Annotated in this window: 21 protein-coding genes, 1 pseudogene and 1 riboswitch; of the genes and pseudogenes, 13 read left to right on the forward strand and 9 right to left on the reverse strand. The window is 40.3% G+C overall.

Features of this window, described 5'->3' with window-relative positions:
• Window positions 1–537: 537 nt before the first annotated feature.
• Both BLS16_RS05770 and BLS16_RS05775 read left to right on the forward strand, forming a co-directional pair.
• Window positions 538–864 carry a PadR family transcriptional regulator gene (locus BLS16_RS05770; RefSeq protein ID WP_092331070.1) on the forward strand — a complete coding sequence of 109 codons (327 nt, stop codon included), beginning with the start codon at window positions 538–540 and terminating at the stop codon, window positions 862–864.
• Window positions 864–1,418, forward strand: a complete 555-nt coding sequence (locus BLS16_RS05775; RefSeq protein WP_092331072.1) for a DUF2812 domain-containing protein — start codon at window positions 864–866, stop codon at window positions 1,416–1,418. The genes BLS16_RS05770 and BLS16_RS05775 overlap by 1 nt, the downstream gene beginning before the upstream one ends.
• A gap of 5 nt (window positions 1,419–1,423) precedes the next feature.
• On the opposite strand, the pseudogene BLS16_RS05780 reads toward BLS16_RS05775, so the two are convergent.
• The 6 genes and pseudogenes from BLS16_RS05780 to pdxR all read right to left on the reverse strand — a co-directional run bounded on the left by BLS16_RS05780 (window position 1,424) and on the right by pdxR (window position 9,151).
• Window positions 1,424–2,349 (reverse strand): annotated as a pseudogene (locus tag BLS16_RS05780) (ketopantoate reductase family protein).
• 303 nt (window positions 2,350–2,652) lie between these two features.
• Entirely contained in the window at window positions 2,653–4,131 is a 1,479-nt protein-coding gene (locus tag BLS16_RS05785; RefSeq protein WP_092331074.1) for an Lsa family ABC-F type ribosomal protection protein, read from the reverse strand.
• A gap of 322 nt (window positions 4,132–4,453) precedes the next feature.
• On the reverse strand, window positions 4,454–4,984 hold the full coding sequence (locus BLS16_RS05790; protein ID WP_092331077.1) for a hypothetical protein: 531 nt from the start codon (window positions 4,982–4,984) through the stop codon (window positions 4,454–4,456).
• A 26-nt stretch (window positions 4,985–5,010) separates the two neighbouring features.
• The gene (locus tag BLS16_RS05795; protein WP_092331079.1) at window positions 5,011–5,748 is read right to left on the reverse strand and encodes an energy-coupling factor transporter transmembrane component T family protein; all 738 of its coding nucleotides are present in this window, start codon (window positions 5,746–5,748) and stop codon (window positions 5,011–5,013) included.
• Window positions 5,729–7,267 carry an ABC transporter ATP-binding protein gene (locus BLS16_RS05800; RefSeq protein ID WP_092331082.1) on the reverse strand — a complete coding sequence of 513 codons (1,539 nt, stop codon included), beginning with the start codon at window positions 7,265–7,267 and terminating at the stop codon, window positions 5,729–5,731. The genes BLS16_RS05795 and BLS16_RS05800 overlap by 20 nt, the downstream gene beginning before the upstream one ends.
• Window positions 7,268–7,332: 65 nt before the next feature.
• Window positions 7,333–7,506, reverse strand: a riboswitch (cobalamin riboswitch).
• A gap of 133 nt (window positions 7,507–7,639) precedes the next feature.
• Entirely contained in the window at window positions 7,640–9,151 is a 1,512-nt protein-coding gene (gene pdxR / locus BLS16_RS05805; protein ID WP_092331085.1) for a MocR-like pyridoxine biosynthesis transcription factor PdxR, read from the reverse strand.
• A 115-nt stretch (window positions 9,152–9,266) separates the two neighbouring features.
• On the opposite strand from pdxR, the gene BLS16_RS05810 reads away from it, so the two are divergent.
• Window positions 9,267–9,992 carry an AzlC family ABC transporter permease gene (locus BLS16_RS05810; RefSeq protein WP_092331087.1) on the forward strand — a complete coding sequence of 242 codons (726 nt, stop codon included), beginning with the start codon at window positions 9,267–9,269 and terminating at the stop codon, window positions 9,990–9,992.
• The gene (locus BLS16_RS05815; protein ID WP_034600427.1) at window positions 9,982–10,299 is read left to right on the forward strand and encodes an AzlD domain-containing protein; all 318 of its coding nucleotides are present in this window, start codon (window positions 9,982–9,984) and stop codon (window positions 10,297–10,299) included. Before BLS16_RS05810 ends, BLS16_RS05815 begins: the two co-directional genes overlap by 11 nt.
• Window positions 10,300–10,553: 254 nt before the next feature.
• On the opposite strand, the gene BLS16_RS05820 is transcribed toward BLS16_RS05815, so the two are convergent.
• Window positions 10,554–11,831, reverse strand: coding sequence for a 4Fe-4S dicluster domain-containing protein (locus BLS16_RS05820; RefSeq protein WP_092331090.1), 1,278 nt, complete (start codon window positions 11,829–11,831; stop codon window positions 10,554–10,556).
• Window positions 11,832–12,120: 289 nt separating this feature from the next.
• On the opposite strand from BLS16_RS05820, the gene BLS16_RS05825 reads away from it, so the two are divergent.
• The 3 genes from BLS16_RS05825 to BLS16_RS05835 are packed head-to-tail and all read left to right on the forward strand — an operon-like array spanning window position 12,121 to window position 15,581.
• Entirely contained in the window at window positions 12,121–12,909 is a 789-nt protein-coding gene (locus BLS16_RS05825; protein ID WP_092331092.1) for an electron transfer flavoprotein subunit beta/FixA family protein, read from the forward strand.
• Window positions 12,910–12,921: 12 nt separating this feature from the next.
• Window positions 12,922–14,130, forward strand: a complete 1,209-nt coding sequence (locus tag BLS16_RS05830; RefSeq protein WP_092331095.1) for an electron transfer flavoprotein subunit alpha/FixB family protein — start codon at window positions 12,922–12,924, stop codon at window positions 14,128–14,130.
• Between the two features lie 50 nt (window positions 14,131–14,180).
• Window positions 14,181–15,581, forward strand: a complete 1,401-nt coding sequence (locus BLS16_RS05835; protein WP_092331098.1) for an FAD-binding oxidoreductase — start codon at window positions 14,181–14,183, stop codon at window positions 15,579–15,581.
• Window positions 15,582–15,730: 149 nt separating this feature from the next.
• Here the strand turns inward: BLS16_RS05835 and trmB are convergent, their stop codons facing one another.
• Together trmB and BLS16_RS05845 are read right to left on the reverse strand one after the other, a co-directional pair.
• Window positions 15,731–16,369: a tRNA (guanosine(46)-N7)-methyltransferase TrmB gene (gene trmB / locus BLS16_RS05840; RefSeq protein ID WP_092331100.1), complete on the reverse strand. Its 639-nt coding sequence runs from the start codon at window positions 16,367–16,369 to the stop codon at window positions 15,731–15,733.
• A 119-nt stretch (window positions 16,370–16,488) separates the two neighbouring features.
• Window positions 16,489–16,722, reverse strand: a complete 234-nt coding sequence (locus tag BLS16_RS05845; RefSeq protein WP_092331103.1) for an oxidoreductase — start codon at window positions 16,720–16,722, stop codon at window positions 16,489–16,491.
• A 216-nt stretch (window positions 16,723–16,938) separates the two neighbouring features.
• Between BLS16_RS05845 and BLS16_RS05850 the strand changes: the two genes are divergently transcribed.
• The 6 genes from BLS16_RS05850 to BLS16_RS05875 all read left to right on the forward strand — a co-directional run bounded on the left by BLS16_RS05850 (window position 16,939) and on the right by BLS16_RS05875 (window position 21,564).
• Window positions 16,939–17,667: a GGDEF domain-containing protein gene (locus BLS16_RS05850; RefSeq protein WP_092331105.1), complete on the forward strand. Its 729-nt coding sequence runs from the start codon at window positions 16,939–16,941 to the stop codon at window positions 17,665–17,667.
• A gap of 168 nt (window positions 17,668–17,835) precedes the next feature.
• Window positions 17,836–18,375, forward strand: a complete 540-nt coding sequence (locus tag BLS16_RS05855) for a UBA domain-containing protein (RefSeq protein ID WP_092331108.1) — start codon at window positions 17,836–17,838, stop codon at window positions 18,373–18,375.
• A 169-nt stretch (window positions 18,376–18,544) separates the two neighbouring features.
• Complete coding sequence (locus tag BLS16_RS05860) at window positions 18,545–19,432, forward strand: phosphatidylserine decarboxylase (protein ID WP_092331111.1); 888 nt, start codon at window positions 18,545–18,547, stop codon at window positions 19,430–19,432.
• A gap of 271 nt (window positions 19,433–19,703) precedes the next feature.
• Window positions 19,704–20,075 (forward strand): GntR family transcriptional regulator, encoded by a 372-nt coding sequence (locus tag BLS16_RS05865; RefSeq protein WP_034599789.1) that lies wholly within the window; start codon window positions 19,704–19,706, stop codon window positions 20,073–20,075.
• Window positions 20,072–20,770: an ABC transporter ATP-binding protein gene (locus BLS16_RS05870; RefSeq protein ID WP_092331113.1), complete on the forward strand. Its 699-nt coding sequence runs from the start codon at window positions 20,072–20,074 to the stop codon at window positions 20,768–20,770. The genes BLS16_RS05865 and BLS16_RS05870 overlap by 4 nt, the downstream gene beginning before the upstream one ends.
• Complete coding sequence (locus BLS16_RS05875; protein WP_092331116.1) at window positions 20,764–21,564, forward strand: hypothetical protein; 801 nt, start codon at window positions 20,764–20,766, stop codon at window positions 21,562–21,564. Before BLS16_RS05870 ends, BLS16_RS05875 begins: the two co-directional genes overlap by 7 nt.
• Window positions 21,565–21,742 lie beyond the last annotated feature (178 nt).

Below are 21,742 nucleotides of genomic sequence, written 5' to 3' on the forward strand. Positions count from 1 at the left end.
CCGCCAGCGTTCGTCCTGAGCCAGGATCAAACTCTCCAAAAAAAGTTATTTCAAACTTCTCATTAGAAGAAGATGATTGACTCATGATTTATTTTGAAACTCTTGCGAGTTTCTCTCATTGGCTGTCCTTGTTGTTTAGTTTTCAAAGATCAGGATTTTTGTTTTGACCCGTTTAGGCCGGAATCATATCTTAGCATTTTCAACTTGCGTTGTCAATACTTTTTTCAGTCGAGTAACACTGAGTATAAACTCTATGTACCTTTCGTTTCTATGATTCTCTTTGCCGGTTTATGACGGAATTTTACGTTAGCATTTTCAACTCTCGTTGTCAATAACTAATTTCGAACTTGTTGTTTAAGTGTTCGGCCTGATTCTTGGCCGGAAACACATAATAGCATCTTCAACTTATGTTGTCAACACCTTATTTGAGAACCCGAACTGAAGATTGACACCTATATCGGCAGACGATATAATTCAATATAATATCGGCAGCCGATATAACAAAGTTATTAAGTTTAGTTTAGGAGATCAAACAATATGCCTGAAAGTACAGAACGCGGTGCTCTTACGGAAGCCGTTTACTATATCCTCTTAGCACTACATTCTCCCATGCATGGTTATGGGATTATGCAGTACGTCAAAGAACTTAGCAACGATCGCGTAAATCTTGGACCGGGAACTCTCTATGGAGCTATCAATACACTAATCGAAAAGGGGTGGATTAAAGCCTTGTCTACTCCTGAAAATAGCAGAAAAAAGGAATACGAAATTACTCTAAAGGGCCGAAAAACACTGCTCTTGGAAATAGAACGTTTAGAGGAACTACTAGCCCATGGTAATAAAATTGCTAGGAGGGATGCCTGATGAAATATCGGACTTTTAAATTCTTTGTAGACTTTGAAAAAGAAGAGAAATGGTTAAATCAAATGGCTGCCAAAGGTTACAACTTTATAGATTTCAGTCTTCCTGGCCGTTATTTATTCGAAACAGGTAACCCTGGGGAATACATCTATCGAATAGAATTACTGAAGCATCTGCCAAACTCCCCAGAGAGTAAAGACTATATCGAATTTCTGGAAGATACCGGAGGCGAGCTGGTATCAAGCCATTTTCGCTGGGCTTGGTTTCGCAGAAAATCCGCAGATGGTCCCTTTCACTTATTCACAGATTATTCCTCCCAAATTAAACATTATCAAAGAATTATTTGGTTTATTGGTATTGTTGGTATTATTAATCTTGTTATTGGATTTTACAATCTGTGCTATGGCCTTCTTCTAACAGGCCCAGATTACGGTTTCTTCTTCAATGCCTATTTAGCGCCTATTAGCTTCTTAATAGCTTTCTTCTGTCTTAAAGTCACAACTTCCTATTATCTCAACCTAAAAAAGTTACAGAGGGAAAGCCAAATTCACGAATAACTATGTCAAGAGATGGAATATTGAGCTTCTTTATCTTTAATCCGCCGATAAAGTTCTTCATTGACAGGTGTAGAGACACCATATTTTTTCCCAATTCTATTACTGCCCCGGAGAATAAATCCACCTCACTGAAACGTTTCGCCTCCATATCTTGACGCATTGAGGGTTTGCCTTCTGGGCACAGTGGATCTAAAACATTCAGCCAATATTTTAAGTCCAGCTCCGTCAGATTAGTACCCTCCTTTTCTGACAGAACCATGACCTCCCTCATTGCTGCAATCATTGTATCTCTAGCCGCACCCTCTTTTTGAATTTCCCCATAATTGCTCTCATAGACGGCAACTGTTTGGTTCACACCTACATTGAGCATGAATTTACCCCAGATTCGCTTATTCATGTCCGTAACTGCTTCAAAAGGGACAGCCACGCTTTCAAAAAAGCGCGCGACTTCCCGAACCCGCTCTGAGATAACCCCTGATTCTCCCTCACCAAAGACCAGCATCCCCATATGATCATAAGTTGCTCGATTCCCAACTTTAGCAGCATCCATCCCTTGTGCTACACAATAGAGGATTTTGTCCATTCCATAAGTCTGTCCAATAATCCTTTCACTTGTGATTCCATTCAGTGCGGATAAAATGATGGTATGTTCCCCTACCTGATTCTTGACTGCTTTAATAGCATCATTAAGTCCACTGTATTTAACTGCAAAAATAATAAGATCCGCTGGTTCTTCTACGTCCTCGGGTGCTAGATAATTGAACTCGCAGCGCTCACCATTGCAAAAAACAGAATCACTTTGATACCGTCGGGTTCTTTCTTGGTCAGCAATAATTCTCAAAGCTCCTTTGGGCATTCTTTTGGTCAAATGATGTCCATATAAAATCCCTAATGCCCCTAAGCCAATAATACATACTTTCTTTATCGCCATAATACCTTTACCTTTCTATCATTTTTAATGACCTCAATAATATTAGCGTGCCAAATCCATTCGAATTGCCGTCTTCTTTCATGCCGATAATTATTTTTAAAATCGATATATTTGCTGTAATATTTACATGATAACTATACCTTTTTCATATAGCATTGACAACGATTAGGGCTTGTTTAGAAGATTCTAAGACCTATCCTTAATAGTGTCGTTGATATTTAAAACACCCTTGGTAAGTCAGAAACTTACCAAGGGTGTCTATTTAAGAAAAACTCTCTAAAGTGATATAGATATAGTAGGGAATCAGATATTTACAATCTTTGTCGAGATATTCCCGCTGAATGTCTTATCGTGCTCCACAAACAAAATAGTCGGTTGGTATTCAAGCAACAGTTCTTCGATCTGTATACGAGAAATTACATCTATAAAGTTGAGGGGTTCATCCCATATATATAGATGGGCTTGTTCACAGAGGCTTTTGGCAATCAACACTTTTTTCTTTTGACCGCCGCTAAACGTTGACATATCCTTTTCAAATTGAATTCTGGAAAAGGCCAGCTTTCTTAAAATGGACTTAAAAAGGCTTTCATCAATGGCGTTGTCTTTGGCATAGTCTGTCAAATTACCCTGTAGCTGCGAAGTATCCTGTGAAACAAAGGATATTTTAAGCTGACTCCCTTTCCTAAAGGTGCCAGTATAGTTTATAGCCTCGCCACAAATAAGTTTAAGAATACTTGATTTTCCTGAGCCATTTTTACCGATCAGGGCTATTCGGTCACCTTGCTCGATCGTGAAGCTTATATCGTTACAAATCATTGTTTTGCCATAAGAAACTGAAACTGCTTCAAGTTCGACAAGTTGATTCTTATGATAAGCAAGTTGAGAAATCTTCAGGCTGTCGGCTTCTTCAATATTTTTAAGGAGTTTAGACTTTTCAGCAATGGCTGACTGCTGTCTGCTTTCGATTGACTTGGAGCGTTTCATCATCTTAGCAGCCTTATGACCAACGTAACCCTTATCCAGCTTTGACCCGGAATTTGTTGTACCATTTTTAGTCTTTTCCACTTCCTGTGACCAGTTGTTCGTTCGTTTGGCCGAATTCGATAAGCGATTAATATCTTTTTTAAGCTTTTCATTTTCGGCAAGTTCAAAACTATCCTGCCTCTTTTTATTGTTCCACCAACTTGAAAAGTTACCTTTTTGAATTTCGATATCAGCCTTATTAATGGAAAGAATATGGTCAACACAGTTATCCAGGAATGCTCTGTCGTGGGATACCAGTATGAAGCCACTTTTTGTCTTGAGATACTCACTGACAAGTTTTCGGGCCGTCATATCCAGGTGATTAGTGGGCTCATCAATCAATAGAAAACTATTCTCCTTGAGAAATAAAGCAGCAAGTAACACTTTCGTTTGTTCACCCAAGGATAAGGAAGCAAAAGGACGATATAAAACCTCCTCGGAAACTTCCAGCAACGAAAATTCCCGCATTAATTTCCAGTGCAGGTAGTCTGGAAAAATGTCGTTGATTACATCAAGGGTATTTATTTCCTTGTTTTTAACCTTAAAAGGAAAATATTCAAAGCTGACACTGGCCGAAATCTTACCGCTATATTCATAGTTACCCAGCAATAACTTAAGAAATGTCGTCTTACCTCTACCATTTCTTCCGGTAAACCCTAATTTCCAATCTGTGTCTATTTGAAAGCTCACGTTTTCAAAAATGTTATCGTAGCTCCCGTCGTAAGCAAAGGTCAGATTTGTTACATTTATTAGTGACATAATTTTGTCCTCCTGTGCAAAAAAATAAGAACCGCAAGAAAGCACTTCTTACAGCTCTTAAATACACAGCTAAGCCAGACCCCTATCAGGGATATGGTAAAAATGTATCCTTTGAGTGAAAAGAGTTAGTAACTTTCTTGCCTAAGCACAACAAAACAAGCCGTTTCTGCGACTGTCCATATTATGCTTTGTAATTAGCAAGAAAAATTACGCATCTTTCCATCTCCAATCTCTAATTGATTTTTTCATTTTACTATACACCCTAAAAAAATACAACTGTAACATAGGGAGCATTAATCTCCATATATAGGAAACCACATTTTCAAAGTAATGCAGATTTTTGTAAGGAGCCATAGACCCTCTTTGTCAGGATGCCTGCAGCAATAGTTCCTACGAAGGCGGTTAGGCAGGAGGATAAAAGTGCGATCTTCCAGTCAAGATGAAAGACATAGATTAATCCAACCATAACGCAAAGGTTGCCGGAAACAGCAGTCCCGAGCATTGCCAATATGTGGTGGCCTAATTTATCCATGGATAATCTTCCGGAAATTAATGAGTAGACAACGGATCCGATAACATTGGCGAATAGGAAGAAAAAGCCCAGGGGCGAATAGCCTGTAGCCATGGCTACTACGGCTTCCACTACTCCGGCGATAATACCCGCCGGTTGTCTGTACATTAAGACAATCAGACCGGTAAAGAATGCCCAGCATGTGCCATTAAGTAGTAAGAGGGTTGGATCCAATATTGCGTCAATACGTCCTGTAACCTGCATCATGATCAACATGACGATTCCTATGATGACTGAGCCTACAAGTGCCTTTGTGTCAGTTCTGAATAATTTTTTATTCATCTTTTCTCCCCCTAAAATTATTCTAATTATATTAATGGCAATATCTTGCTTGTCAGGCTGATGATTATTACCATTAACATCCCAGAAATTAAAACAACATCGTACGTCCTAAGCTCCAGACTCGAGGTAAACGTGCGGGTTTTAGTTCGTCCGTAGCCTCTTAACTCCATGGCCAAGGCAGTTTCAGTGGCGCGTCGAACTGAGCGATATAAAAATGGCAGAAAGGTTGGAAAAATACCTTTGAGATTGTCCCAAGCACTTTCCATTCTGAGACCCCGAGCACGTTGGCTATCAATTATGGATATATATTCAGCTTTCATGAGTGGGAGGAAGCGGACACTTAGTCCTACCAACATAGCAAATCGGTAAGGAATCTTGAATTTTATCAGCATCAAGGTAAACTCTTGAGGTGAGGAAGATGTGAAAAAATGCATACTTGCCAAAACAATAATGCCAGCCTTGAGTATACCGGTGATCGCTAGTGGCAGGGCTTGACTGTATATTTTCAGAATTCCCCATTGGTAGATTAGAACGCCTTCCCGACAAAAAATCAGCTGTACGACCAGTATCTGAAGTCCCAAAAGCAATAAAATCACAATCATGGCTTTATACCGCTTTAAGGAACCCATCAAGATTAGCGAGGCCATAACCTCCACTAATAAAACAATACTTAACTGAACAGCAGTCCCACTAATCAGTGAGAAATTGATCATCAGAACATACCAGGCCAGCTTTGTCCGGGGATCAAGCTTGGAGAGACCCATCTTCAACCTCCCTGAAAGAAATAGGGTTATGAAAATTCAAACCAATGGCTTTAAGTGTATCAAGATGTTGATCGAGATCTCTTCTCGATATATCAAGTTGAATACGATGATTATGCAGGGCGACCAGCCTGTTGGAATAGTCTTTTGCCATGGTCAAGTCGTGAGATATAAGTAGGATTGTGTGGCCATTTTTTGATAAGTGAAGGAGTTTGTCCATGATCATATACCCTTGGTTTTCGTCAAGACCTGAAGTTGGTTCGTCGGCAATAATGAACTCCGGATCACTGACGAGGATGGAGGCCAAGGCTAAAAGCTGGCGCTGACCACGGCTTAAGCGATGAGGGTGTATTGTTTTATAATCCAGTAGTCCCACGAACTTGAGGGACTCCTCAATCTTTTGTACTATTACTTCATTTTGTTCCCCCCTTAACTTCAGAGAAAATCCGACTTCTTCTTCTACGGTGCTTGCAAAGATCTGATAGTCAGGGTTTTGAAACAGAAATCCTACCTGGGAACGGATCTCTGCCAGTTTCCCTTTATTCAGAGGCTGGTTAAACACTTTAATCTCGCCTTTTGAGGGCTTCAATAGACCGATAAGCAGCTTAGCTAAGGTCGATTTTCCGGAACCGTTTAAACCTATAACTGATAAAAAATCCCCCTTATAGATTTCCAAATTAATATCTTCACAACCTAGTAAATTGTTTTTGTACAGGTAGGTGACATTCGAAATTTTAGCAATAATTTCATTGGGCCTACTTTGATCCTTGTTGGAGGAGGAGAGGTGTTTTATCCTTCCTCTTCGATGCATCATTTGCTCCATGTAGTATGCTTTTGGTAAATACTCTTTAACAATTTCACCTGCTCGAATATAGAGGACTCTGTTGGCATAGTTGAGGACTTCTTCAATTCGATCCATAACTAAAACAATGGTTAAATTCTTAGTTTTATTCAATTGACCTAACCGCTCATAAAGCTCATTGCGGCCTTGTGGATCAAGTTCAGCCGTCGGCTGGTCTAGAATTAAAATAGGGGCATTGAGGGCTAAAACACCAGCCAGAACGACTCGTTGGGCTTGACCACCTGAAAGAGCTGCCGTTTGTCGGCTTTCATAGCCCTTTAAACCGACAAGTTGCAAGGCGGTTTTAACCCTCTGATCCATTTGCTCTAAGGGGATTTCCAGATTGCCGAGGCCAAATGCAATATCCTCGTAGACATCCAAACTAATAATTTGATTTTGGGGCTCCTGCATCATGTATCCCGCATAATTCGACATTCTATTAAGAGGCATATTCTTAATATCTTGCCCCATGATTGTGACTTTTCCCGTTAAGTCCGCGTCATGATAGTGAGGGATTGCGCCTGTTATGGTATGTAGTAAAATGGATTTTCCAGAAGCTACTCCTCCGGTAATGACGATGAAATCTCCCCTAACAATCTCAAAATCGATGTTTTTTAGTGCTGGTTTTTCTTCATGCGGAAAGACTAGTTTTTCAATTTTAATCTTAGCAATCGTTTCCATGACATCTCCTAAAGTTTGAATTAAAAAAAGCCCCAGCTTAATAAGCTAGAACTTTACCTTTGTCCTTTTGCAATATTTCATAGGCAGGTTTCCTGACTTATAGACTAGAATGTACGCCTTCCCAGTTACCCAGTGGCAAATGTACATTTTCAACATCTACTTACAGTGGTGGGTCCGTCCAGGATTATTAACCTGGTTCCCTATTATCCCTTGCGGGCACCTATTCAATAATGTATTCTATTAGACTTATGATAGAATAATTCGATTAGTTTGTCAATAAACGTTATAAAAATCACTCTGTATTTAACCCTTCTTTTTGCTTGATGGATACAGCATAACATCTGTAATTATGCACCATTAGATCTCTATAGGTTAAATAATCGGCCATACCGAACTAGGTGATAAATCATTCTCTTGATTCTTTTTTGTTATTTGGGTTAAGGATTTGGCCAAGCGCTGGACGCTTTCCAGTAAAACCGCTTCATTATGAGCGGTAAAACAAAGGCGAAGCTCCTTATCCTGGGTAGGCATTGTATAGAATGCTTCTCCTGGCACAAAAGAAATTCGGTTCTTGGCTGCTTCATGGAGGAGTCGCTGGGAAGTGCCCGCTTGTTTTAACTTACACCAAAAATAACACCCACCCTCGGGTACAGTGAATTCAAGATCGTTGGCACACAAACGCTGGAGGGCTTTAGCCATTGCATTTCGGCGTTTTTTATATTCCCTGCGCACAGTTTCCAGATGCGGAACCAACTTTCCTTCGTTTAAAAACATCGTCACCAACCATTGGGCAATGTTGTTGGAATGGAGGTCTATATACTGTTTTTCCAAGGCAAGGCGGTTAATCAAAACAGGCGGGCCTGCCAGATAGCCGGTGCGTAAGCCGGGGAAGAGAATTTTAGAGAACGTCCCTAAATAAACAACTCCTCCGTAAGTATCTATAGCTTTAAGAGACTGAGGGGGCTTTTGGTCATAATACAGATCACTATAGGGATCATCTTCCACGATAACAAGCCGATGACGTTTGGCTAAGTTTATCAGATCTTGGCGCTCATGCGCCGGCATAACCCTTCCGGTGGGATTTTGATAGGTCGGTATACTATAAAACAATTTTGGCCGATAGCGAATTATAAAGTCCTCCAACAGCTCTAATGATAATTTCCCCGAACAAGGTAGACTTAAAACTCTGGCCCCTGCGGCCTGAAACACCTGCATAGCCCCGATGAAGGTTGGACCTTCCATGACAACGTAGTCACCTGGTTCTAACAACACTTTGCTAAGTAAGTATAATCCCTGTTGTGACCCGGAGAGAGTTAGGATGTTCTCTGTGGAAGTCGAGATGCCCTTTTCACTCAACATTGCCGCAATTGCTTTTCTCAAGGGGGTATATCCTTCTGTAGGGATATGTCCAAAATCAGCAAGGTTAGCAGTTCCAATATTCCGGTTAAATAACTCGGTAAAGATGTCCAAAGGATAAAGAGCAGGATCAGCCATACCTGCCGCCAGAGATATAGTTCCTGTGGCAGGAGTAGAGACTAAATCTCTCAGAATTGATGCTAAGGGGTTTTGAGGATAGGCAGTAAACAGTTGGGGCCAGGGAACTTCAGATGAAGACTCAACATTAAGTGTTTGGGCTACATAAGTTCCACTGCCGACTTTTGTCCAGACCAATCCCATCTGCTCCAACTTCCGATAAGCATTTATTGCGGTTGTACGACTGACTGAAAAGAGGTCAGCCAATTCCCGCTCAGGGGGCAGCTTTGTTCCGGCAGGCAGGATTTCCTTGTGGATTTTGTCAGCAATCAGTAAGGCAATTTGCAGATAAAGAGGTTGTTTATCCGAGGGATCCAACTCTGCACTATTTAGGTATTTGGATATGTCCATTTATCACTCCACCTTATTATGTATCCAATTTTGATTATATCCTCATAATTGGATATTTACAATATTTTAGACAATCGTTAAGATTGAGTAAATGTTTAAGGTAGGTGGAGTGATCATGCAGCAAACAAGCCTCATCTCAGGCAAGAATTCATTTGCAGAAGAAGTGGGGGTCGCACTTCGAGAGTGTACACCTGTTGTGCTCGGGGTAGTTCCCTTTGGGATTACCTGCGGAATAATGGGCCTTACAGCCCAACTGTCAGGATTCGAAACTATTCTAATGTCGGTCTTAGTTTTCGCCGGTGCGTCACAATTTATTGGCATTACCATGTTAGGCGCAGGTATAACCGGTTGGGGAATTATAGTACTGACTACCTTACTGGTAAACTTACGCCACTTAATAATGGGATCGTCCTTGGCACCCTATATGATTAAACTGCCCCTTCCCCTTCAAGCATTTATGGCCTTTTTTTTGACCGATGAAGCCTATGCCCTGACCATTAGCAGAATTCCCAAAACCGGATACAGCGTGCTCTATCAAGTAACCGTAAGCACAACTCTTTATCTGGTTTGGGTTCTAGCTACTGTAACCGGGGTATTCTTAGGCAGCTACATATCCGACCCCTTAACTTGGGGGCTGGATTTCGCCATGCCGGCAACCTTTCTGGTATTACTGATCCCGATGTTGGCAAGCCGTATCAGTCTTATTGTATTCGGAATTGCTGCAGTAGTCTCGGTATTCGGGGCCCTGTATCTACCCGGCAAGTGGTACATTATCGTCGCCTGCCTTACAGCCAGTCTAATCGGCGGTTTATTGGAAGGAGATAGCAATCATGCGAAGTGAAGTTCTGGTCATTATTATTGGGATGACTTTAGTTACTTACTTTACCAGATTTGGAGCTCTAGCTTTATTCCGCTTTACTGGGATACCGACCTGGTTAAATAGATGGTTAAAGTATGTCCCAGTTGCTATCTTGACGGCCTTAATCATACCGTCATTACTTTTACCTCAGGGATATTTGGATATCAGCTTAAACAACCACTACCTAATTGCCGGCATAACTGCTGCTTTTGTAGCCTATAAGAGCCGTAATATCATTGCAACCTTGGGACTTGGAATGTCTGTAATGCTTATCTTGAAATTATTGTAGATACTTGAAATCAATCCAATAAAAAACACCCTGATATTGCTTCTGCAAATTCTTAAGGGTATTATAAAAAACCAATTCCTGGCATTGCCAATTATCAGAACTTGCCTAGTAAAAGGTTAAGGGCCCGTTCATTCTCATGAACAGGCTCTTTTTGTGTTTATTATTTTTTTGAGTTGTCACTTTAGCTTAAGTTCAGGGATTTGGGTGAGGGCATTCTCTGACCAAAAGAACACAGATAAAATTCGTGTACACTGCTACTTATAATTCTTAACTAGAGCCAGCAAATACTTCGACTTCATTTGTTCACTAGCCATAATCTGCTTGGTAGGAGGCATTTTTAAGATAGCTCCCAGGATTGCGGCCATAGCTCTGTGACTGTAATGAGCCTGGTTATCGAAAATCAGGTTTTGAAGTTTCCCTTGTTCAATACTCATCAACACAATTCGGTGAACGGAATTTATAGGAGTAATAACTCGTTTGTTCCGATGCTTAAGGGTAATTGACCCACGATTACAGGCTCTGACACAAACACCGCAGCCCAGGCATACTTCTTCGTCTATAACTGCTCTCTTTATAACTTTATGGTTCCCCGTCTCCTGAGTAACCAGCTTTATGGCTCCAACTGGGCAAGCCAAGACACACTTGCCACAGCCATTGCATTTGTCGTTGCTAATTTCAGGCAAGAAATTAGTAGTATTGATTGAATTTAAAGTTCCAAATCTCTTAATAGCCAGAAGGGCTTCGCAGCAACATCCACAACAATTACAAATAAAGGGTAAACCCTCTTGTTCATTTTCTCCAATTTGAACCAGATTGTGATCGTAAGCCTTTTCAAGCAAGCTCATACATTCGGAAACACTGACCTCCCGGGCATGACCATACTTAATAAGGCTTGAAGCCGTAGTTCCAAAGGTCATGCAGATATCCATAGGAGCATTACAAGCTTTGCCGAGATGCCTCATTTTATGCCTGCAATAACACATGCCGATTCCTATACTAGAGGCTTGTTTTATAACATTGCTGGTTCTTTCGTAATCTAGGATATGTAAATTGTTTACTGTGCTTAAAGCCTGTTCATTAACGAAGATTCTTCCCAGCTTTGTTTCAGTGACAAATAAATCCCGGACGAAATCCTCTTCAACATTTAAGTATTGGTAAAAAAGCTCGGAAAGCAGCTTCTGGTCCAGGTCTGCTCTGATGCGCATCAAGGAAAACTCAAAGAAGCCTGCCATTGGTGGCGGCAAAACGAAAGTTCTGTCCCCATCTGTGCCTTCAATATCTATCAATAAGGCGCGGGAAGCCAGTTCGGTAAGTATCTTTTCAGTGTCTTCTCTACTCATTCTTAAAGCTGCGCTGGCAGTTTGAATTGAGAAAGGTTTTATGGGTAAAGCCGACATAACCCTGGCTTCTTTTTCATTCATTAAGACACTAAGGATCTTAAATAAATAATCGGAAGGCGGAGCTCCTTGAGGAAATTGATTAAGTCGTTCACTCAATTGCTGGAATCCTGATTTAATACTTCTATGTGCCATAGCTCTCCTTATTTTAAAGGTTTGTTTTAAGATAATTATTTATTAATACTATAATTATTCCATGTTTCTATATCTATTTTTGACTAAGATTTGTCTGGTTAGACTATATTCAAATTCTATTTCTCATATTATATTTGCCATATTCTAGACTAATGCTGACGATAGTCCGCTTGTGAATATTAATTTTTGAAAGGCTCTGAATCTTATGCTATCATGAAACTGCGGTCAGGTGGTCTGACCATTAGTCATACTTTAAATAAATGATATTGCATTTATAGGAGGTTGAGTCATGCAAATCCTAGTATGTATTAAACAAGTTCCGGGAACCTCAAAGATAGACGTGGATCCAGTTACAGGTGTCTTAAAACGAGACGGAGTGGATTCCAAGATGAATCCCTACGATTTATTTGCAATAGAAACAGCCCTGAGGCTCAAAGAACAAAAAGGTGGAACCATTAAGGTCATAAGTATGGGACCACCTCAAGCTAAGGAAGTCATTAAAGAAGCCTTCATGATGGGTGTCGACGAAGGTGTATTGGTTTCGGATCGTAAGTTTGCCGGGGCAGATGTACTGGCAACCTCTTACGCTATTTCTCAAGGGGTTCGCCAACTGGGCAACCTGGACCTAATCCTTTGCGGTAAGCAAACAACCGATGGAGATACTGCCCAAGTAGGGCCCGAAATGGCTGAATACCTAGGTATTCCTCATATTGCCAATGTCTTAAGGATCATTGAAGTTAAAGAGTCCTCCATCCTTGTGGAAATGGATATGGCCAACACTATAGAAATGGCCGAAATTAAATTCCCTTGTCTCTTAACTGTGGAAAAAGACATTTTTCAACCCCGACTTCCTTCCTACAAGAAAAAGCTTAGTACGAAGGATCGTGAAATCAAGACGATTACCTTCAACGATCTTGAAGATAAAAATGAAAAAAGATATGGACTTAGTGGTTCGCCAACTCAAGTTGAACGAATCTTTCCCCCTTCTGTTAATACGGATCGAGAAACTTGGACAGGTACCGGAGCAGAGCTTAGTTCTCAAATAGCCGATAAACTCAAACAATTAAAGTTCATTTAAGGGGGAGAATTCATGAGTAAGTTAATTTGTCACCAAGAAAAATTAAACGAATCCATTATTCAAGCCTTAGTGGAGGTTTGTCCATTTAATGCTCTTGAAGCAAAGAATGGAACCCTGGAAATCACAGCAGCCTGTAAAATGTGCAAAATCTGTGTTAAAAAGGGTCCCCTAGGGGTCATGGAATTTGTCGAAGAAGTGGCCACCACCGTTGATAAAAGTTTATGGAAAGGTATTGGAGTCTACGTTGACCATGTTGAAGGGGAAATACATCCTGTAACCTTTGAGCTGATCGGTAAAGCCAAGGAACTTGCGGCAGTGGTCAATTTCCCGGTATATTGTGTATTTATTGGCAATGACATTAAAGATAAAGCTCAAGAGTTGCTTCATTATGGCGTTGACGAGGTCTTTGTCTACGATTATGAAGAATTAAATCATTTTCGTATCGAGCCCTATACCGCTGCCTTTGAAGATTTTATTCAGAAAATGAAACCCTCTTCCTTACTCGTCGGAGCTACAACCATTGGCCGCTCTTTAGCGCCCAGGGTAGCGGCAAGATTCCAAACTGGCTTAACTGCTGATTGCACAACCCTCGAAATGAAGGAGAATACTGACCTGGTTCAAATCAGACCTGCTTTTGGCGGCAACATTATGGCTCAAATTATTTGTCCTAATACCAGGCCTCAAATGGCAACCGTAAGATATAAGGTTATGGATGCTCCTGAAAAACAGTGTGAGCCAAAGGGTAAGATAACACTCTGTGAATTAGATCCAGCCAAACTTGTATCTGCTATTAAAGTTTTAAAAGTAACCCGCAAAGAGATCGAAGCAAATATCTCTGATGCAGAAGTAATTATTGCTGTAGGCAGAGCTTTAAAGTCCGAGAAAGACATGGCTATGATCCAGGAATTAGCGCAATTGTTAGGCGCTCAAATAGCAGGTACTCGACCCTTAGTGGAAGCCGGTTGGATTAATGCAAAGCAGCAAATAGGTTTATCCGGCAGAACCGTTAAGCCTAAACTGATCATAACGCTGGGAATTTCGGGCGCTGTTCAATTCGCTGCGGGAATGAACAGCTCAGAACAAATCTTTGCGATTAATAAAGACCCTCATGCATCAATTTTTAATATCGCTCATTATGGAATTATTGGAGACATTTATGAAGTCGTTCCTCAACTAATCGAAGATATCAAAAGCTCTAAGCCTCTGGCTTGCGCCCGTTAATTTATGGGAGTGGAGTCGTGAATCAGATAGAAAATCGTGGAGGGGATTGCATGAATAACTATAAAACGCTGGATGCTAAAGATAGAGAGTTTTTAGTTTCGCTTTTAGGTGAAGAGCGAGTTTATACCGGAGAAGCTATTAGCGATGATTTTAGCCATGATGAATTAGGCGGAATAAGTAGATTACCCGACGTTTTAGTGGATGTTCTGTCCACCGATGAAGTTTCAAAAATTATGAGCTATGCCAATGAAAATAATATTCCAGTGGTAGCCAGAGGATCAGGAACCGGACTTGTTGGAGCATCAGTTCCAATCTTTGGCGGGATCATGCTGAATATGTGCGGCATGAATAAGATCCTGGAACTCGATGAAGAGAACCTAACCCTCACCCTAGAACCGGGAGTGCTATTAATGGAAATCAGTAAATATGTAGAGGAACATGATTTGTTCTATCCCCCAGACCCTGGTGAAAAATCCGCCACCATCGCCGGTAATATTAATACCAATGCCGGTGGCATGAGAGCAGTAAAGTATGGAGTAACCAGAGATTATATCCGCGGGCTTGAAGTAGTGCTTCCCACTGGCAAAGTCATTAATGTCGGAGGAAAGGTCGTTAAGAACTCTTCCGGTTACAGTGTGAAAGATTTAATCTGTGGTTCTGAAGGAACTCTGGGTATTGTCACTAAAGTGATCTTAAAACTTATTCCTCTACCGAAGAAAGCTATTTCCCTCCTAATCCCCTTTCCCGATCTGGACAGCGCCATTAGTACGGTTCCTAAAATTATCAAATCAAAATCCATTCCTACAGCCATTGAATTTATGCAGAGAGAAGTCATTCTTGCTGCTGAAGAATTTCTCGGCAAAAAATTCCCCGACAACTCCTCCGACGCCTATCTCTTGTTGACCTTCGATGGCAATAGCACAGAAGAACTGGAAAAAGATTATGAGAAGGTGGCGAATATCTGCCTTGTAGAAGGGGCTTTGGATGCCTTCATCATCGACACCGATGAACGCAAAGAAGCTGTTTGGTCTGCCCGTGGCGCTTTCTTAGAGGCAGTAAAAGCCTCTACCACGGACATGGACGAATGTGATGTGGTTGTGCCCCGCAACCGGGTCGCTGAATTCATAAAGTACACCGATCTTCTTCAGGAACAGTTTAATGTTAGAATCCGAAGTTTCGGCCATGCCGGTGACGGCAATCTCCACGTCTATGTGTTAAAGGATGAGTTATCGGACGAGGCCTGGAAAATTAAACTGGCTGAAGTTTTTGAAGCAATGTATCGAAAGTCTCGTGATCTCCATGGACTGGTATCAGGAGAACATGGTATCGGCTATGCCAAAAAAGGCTATATGTTTGATCAATATGAACCAGACTATGTCGAACTTATGAGAAACATTAAGTTGGCCTTTGACCCTAAAAACATTCTCAATCCAGGTAAAGTCTGCGAGTAAAAGCAACGTTCAGCAAAATAAGAACCACCCACTAAAAAAGCCTAAAGTTTGCCGGAAATTCTCCGCAAGCTTTAGGCTTTTTATCTTCTTTCCTATCCAATATCAAGACAATGATATTAAAGACTATAACGAACTGTCTGCACATTAAGTTAGCTTTTCACCTTAAACCGGCCAAACTTAATTTTTATCCCTTGATTGCAAAATTTCTCTTCATATTCTGTCATAATATTTCCTTGAAAATCACTCTGATGTAAATCATCCGTGATATATAGTCCAGTGAAGCCTTCCCCTTTTAAATACTCTAAGCTATCTATAAAGAGTTTTTCATCATCCGTCTTAAACCAAATTTCTGATTCTTTTTTTAAAATGGTTTGATACTGTCTAAGCAGATTAGTATGAGTTAACCTTCTCTTGTGATGCCTTCTGTTAGGCCAGGGATTGCAGAAGTTAATGTAAAGTTTCTCAATTTCTCCCTGAGCAAAAATCCCCTCGATATTCTCAACATTTATTGGAATCAGTTTAAGATTCTTGAGCTGATTTTCATTAGCTTTTCTCAAGACATGAACCAACAGTTCGTAGTAGACATCAATAGCAATATAGTTAGTAGTTGGATTCGCACTTGCCAGTTCGTTAATAAACCGACCGCGACCACATCCCAATTCCAAATGGATTGGGTAATCATTACCAAATAAGCCCTTCCACTTTCCTTTATACTCCCAAGGGCTAAAAATGACATTCTGATCGTTTTCCAATTCAGGCTTAGCCCAGGCTCTTTTTCTAAGTCGCATCTAAACTTTTCTCCTCTAAATACCAATGATGTCTAATGATTATAGATGTTTCTTTATTCTTGATTCTTGATTCTTGATTCTTTATTCTTGATACTATAACGCTCTGTTAACACGGCAATCTAGAGCCCCTTTAGCCAGTGAATTAAGACAGTTGTTACACCCGATACAGCGCACAACATTTCTGTTGTCAGCAAACCAACTCCTCCTGAAGCACGCTGACGATAATACTCCACCATACGGTCGCTGACCTTACCTTCCTGGTCAGCAAACCCGGTAGTAATTGGGGGATAGACAATCCTGTTACGCAGTGGCACACCTGCGAAAGAAGTTGAAGAATATAGTAAATTGGTCATCGGAAAAAACCCTCCCTTTCTGAATAACAATAAGGAATTATTATAGTTGTGTCCCCCCTAAATATTTAACAGTTTTCGTATTCCTTATTATAAAAGGAACAAGGCTATAACTACTTGACACCAAAATTATGACCTAAGAACGTCTCTTTCTTATGATTAGTTTTGCTACCTCAACTTTGCTTCATCATCTCTTCTTTAAGGAAGGTGTACTCACATATGGCTAAAACATCAGTTTTTTTGCAAAAGTTCCCACATACTATTTTAGCTGTCCTTGGCGGATGTTTTGGCATCTTTATTTGTTTAAGTGATCTATTTCTACCAACTTCATTACGTTTGAATTTGTTTGTATTGCTCACTGTCATCCTTATTATAACAGGACTGTTCCTAGGTTTAATACTTAAAAAGCTATTTTTTAATGCCTACCGAGACACTCTTACCGGATTAGGAAACAGGGGTATGTTTTATCATAGCCTTAAAAATGAAGTGAATCGGATAAAAGGTAAAGACTTATGCCTGGCGATGCTGGATCTGGATAATTTCAAGCAAATAAACGATACCTATGGTCACATTGCCGGAGATATTGTACTTAAGAAACTGGCTAAATTATTAGAACAAAATATCCGCAAATCAGATACCGTCGTTAGATGGGGTGGTGAGGAGTTTGCAATCATAATGCCGGCTACTAATATGAAAGGGGCTTACGCATTATTGGAGAGAATAAGGACAATTATTGAAGCACATAACTTTGGCTCTGAGATAAACTCCAGACAAATTACCTTTAGCTCCGGTGTAGTCTCCTACTTAAATGTATCCAATGTATTGCTAACGAAGACTAATGAGCTAAATCCCTTAGACCTCTTCGTTAACTTGGCTGACAAGGCTTTATACAAAGCTAAAGACTCGAAAAATACTGTTGTTACATGGAATGAAGAGCTTTGTGCCTAAAAAGTTCTTCATGTTTATAGAGTGGCTTTTAATCAAATTTTAATTTTAAGCAAATTTCCCTTGAAGTTTTATAGGTTAGAATTTAGACATACTCAATGAAGCGTAACGATAAGCCTACAGGCTTTTCGCAAAGCCGTATTCTAATCTAAAAACAAGGGGGACTTTATCATGACAACCTTAGAACAAGTGGAAAAACTATGTGCAATGGCTAAAATCAGCTACGAAGAGGCTAAAGCAGCCTTAGATGCAACAAACGGCGATTTACTGGAAGCTATTATCTATCTGGAGAAACAAGGAAAGATAACAGCGCCAACAGGAGAAGGTTTTTACAGTAGTGAAAAGAAACAATATCATGATTATGATGCCCATCATGCTCATAATGCTCATCATCACTGTCACGATGGAAAACACTTTGCTTCCGGGCTAAAGAAAATCGGCAGCTTTTGCATGAAAATGATCCGTAAGGGTAATACAAATTCTTTTGAAGTACTTAAGGGAGAGGAAATCAAAGCCTCTTTTCCGGTGATTGTACTTGCACTGCTTCTGGTCTTTGCCTTCTGGGTCACTATTCCACTGATCGTAATCGGATTATTCTTTGGTCTGCGTTATCGGTTTAACGGGCCTGATCTTAAGCATAACCCGGTCAATGACGCAATGAACAGTGCAGCTGATGCAGCAGAAACCCTTAAGAAGTCTATCGAAATTTAAGAAATCCCCAGTCATGAACTCAAAGGATGCTGGCGCTAAAAGTCGTCTGCATCCTTTTCTTTTATGGATATTACTGCAAATGCGACGGTTGCCAATCAAAGTCTGCTCCTTGGTACTTGCATAAACCGTAAATTATAACTTACAATGTCCTTTATAGGAGTTGATATAGTTGATCAAGTTTTACAACCGGAAAAATAAATCCTACGAAATCGAGCAGGTGGCAGGAGAAAAGGTTTTAAACTGGACCTACTCTTCCCCACTGGGTATGAATCTCTTAGAAGCTGTCATCAAGAAAAAAATGTGTTCAAGCCTCTATGGTTGGTATCTGGACAGAAGAATAAGCAAGAATAAAATAAATCCTTTTATTGAAAAGTTTAATATAGATATGTCTATTGCCGAAAAAAACTCTCAGGATTATTTGTCCTTTAACGATTTTTTCTATCGGAAATTGAAGCCTACCGCACGTGTAGTAGATTCTGATCGGAATTCACTGGTTTCTTTTGGAGATGGGAAGCTTTTTGCCTATGAGAATATAGATTTAGAAAGACTTGTTCAGGTCAAAGGTCTCACCTACAGCCTTAAGGAGCTCATTAAAAACCCTCAAGTTGCTGAAAAATATCAGAAGGGCACCTGCTTGATTTTAAGGCTCTGCCCGACAGATTATCACCGTTATCATTTTATCGACAGTGGAACCTGTGAGGATACAGAGAAAATAAAAGGAGCTTACTACTCAGTAAATCCGGTTGCTCTTCGAAAGGTTAAAAAACTGTTTTGTGAAAACAAAAGGGAATGGAGTACTTTCCATTCGGATCACTTTGGCGATGTCTTATATGTTGAGGTAGGGGCGACCTGTGTCGGATCAATTATTCAAACTTATACCCCTCAGAAGCCCCTAAAGCGCGGAGATGAAAAGGGCTATTTCAAATTTGGCGGATCGACTGTGATTCTATTCTTCCAGTCCAATAAAGTAAAAATTGACGAGGACATAGTTGAACAAACAAAGCTCGGGTATGAAAGTTATGTGTTGCTTGGTGAAAGAGTCGGCACGAAGATTTAGTTGACTAAATCCTCAAGAAGTCCACAAGTCTACCTATATGTTTTCCAAAGGGCAGTCATAAATAGAATGATATTCTATTTTGAGACTGCCCTTTATCTTATTCTAAATTGCCAATACATAGGCATAGGCTTTGTCTTTGTTAAAGCTTCAGCTTAGTCCTTATCCTAATACTGAGAATTCTGATTGAAAAGAATGGCAAAAAGCCTTGACAATAATTTGAAGATGTATTATTGTATTAAGAGGTTAATACAATAATACAGAGGTGATATTAATGCCCTGGGAATTAAAAAATGACAGACCTATTTACACCCAGCTAATTGAACAAATTGAGCTAATGATATTTTCCGGTGTATACCCCCCGGGGTCTAAACTCCCTTCAGTACGGGATATGGCTCAAGAAGCCGCGGTAAATCCCAATACCATGCAAAGGGCTTTAGCGAAAATGGAGGACGATGGCCTCATCATTACTCACCGCACAAGCGGTCGATCGATTACGGAGGATGCACGGATGATTGAAAAGGCGAAAACTAAATTGGCTCAAGAGCAAATCTCGGACTTCTTAGAAAAAATGCAGTTGATGGGTTTCGAACAAAAGGAGATCTTAACTATTATCGATAACATGGTAAAGGAGATGAAGAAATGAGTTCGATTTTCGAATGCAGCGGCCTAACTAAACAATTTGGCAAGAAAGAAGCATTATCTGGGGTTAATTTAAAGGTCGAACGAGGGCAGATAGTTGGGCTTCTGGGACCAAACGGCAGCGGAAAAAGCACCCTCATCAAACTTGCCAATAAACTCTTAACCCCTACTAGTGGTACAATTCTCATTGGAGGCAAGAAACCGGGGGTAGCTACTAAGAAAATCGTATCCTACCTTCCGGAAAGGACTTATTTGAATGATTGGATGCGTGTAAACCAACTCATTGAGATGTTCTCAGATTTCTATGAAAATTTCAACCCTGAGAAGGCTTACGATATGTTAAAAAGTCTCAAGATCAATCCTGATGACAGGCTAAAAACCATGTCCAAAGGTACGAAGGAAAAAGTACAGTTAATTCTGGTTATGAGCCGCGAAGCAGAACTTTATCTATTGGATGAACCTATAGGCGGAGTTGACCCGGCAGCCAGAGATTATATTCTTCAAACAATACTTCGCAATTACAATGAAAAAGCAACAGTGGTTATCTCAACCCACCTGATTTCAGATATAGAGAATATCTTGGATTATGTGATATTTATAAATCAAGGGCAAGTAGTTTTGACCTCTTCTGTAGATGATATTCGAGATGAAAAAGGAAAATCTGTGGACAGTTTATTCAGGGAGGTGTTCAAATGTTAGGCAGGCTTATGAAGTATGAAGTTAAGGCTACCGGAAGAATATTCTTACCCCTATTTCTTGCTTTGTTAATTTTTGCAACTATCACCAGGTTCTTATCCTCAATTGGTCCGGAGGCATGGGATACCCCTGCAGTGATAAGCATGGTCATCTATGGCATTATCATGGTAGGAATGTTTGTAATGACCTTCATCATGATGATTCAGCGTTTTTACAAGAATTTGCTTTCTGACGAAGGCTATTTAATGCTTACTCTACCTGTAAAGCCCTGGCAGCACATTGTCAGTAAACTTTTGGTTTCAATGCTGTGGATAGCAGCCAGTATAATTACGACCTTTATTTCGAGTTTGGTTATAGCTCTTAAAAAAGGAGATCTCACAAAAGGTTTTGCAGAGTTTAGTGCACTTTATCACCGTGCTATTCAAGAATTGGGCTCATCAGTCTATATTTTGTCTTTCGAGATTATAATATGGCTTCTCATTAGCTTAGCTTCAGGCATTTTAATTATCTATGCCTCAATCGCTCTCGGACACCTCTTCAATCGACATAAAATGTTAGCTAGCTTTGGAGCTTTCATTGTCTTAAGTACCCTTACCCAGATCTTTTTCACATTCCTCGGCATGATCCCGGGAGCCACTTATTTACCCAATCTTCATATCTCAGCCAATGATATCATTGGCATGAAGCGAATCGCTCATCTGGCAATGTTTGGTGGAATCATTTTCAACGCTCTTCTCTGCTCAGCCTACTTTGCTATAACCAATTTCATTTTAAGTAAACGACTTAATTTGGAATAGTCTAGACTCTGCATCCCTGAACTTATGTTGAACCCACAGAATTAGGAATCAGCCCTTAAATTAAGAATATATCCCCTACATGAACATGGTCAGGATTTTTTTCAACAATCCTGACCATGTTCATTGTATTAAGGTCCTATCACAGACTGGCTCTTCTTGCTATATTCCCTGTTAATGA

It is taken from the genome of Desulfosporosinus hippei DSM 8344 (assembly GCF_900100785.1).
GTDB classification, from domain to species: Bacteria; Bacillota; Desulfitobacteriia; order Desulfitobacteriales; family Desulfitobacteriaceae; genus Desulfosporosinus; species Desulfosporosinus hippei.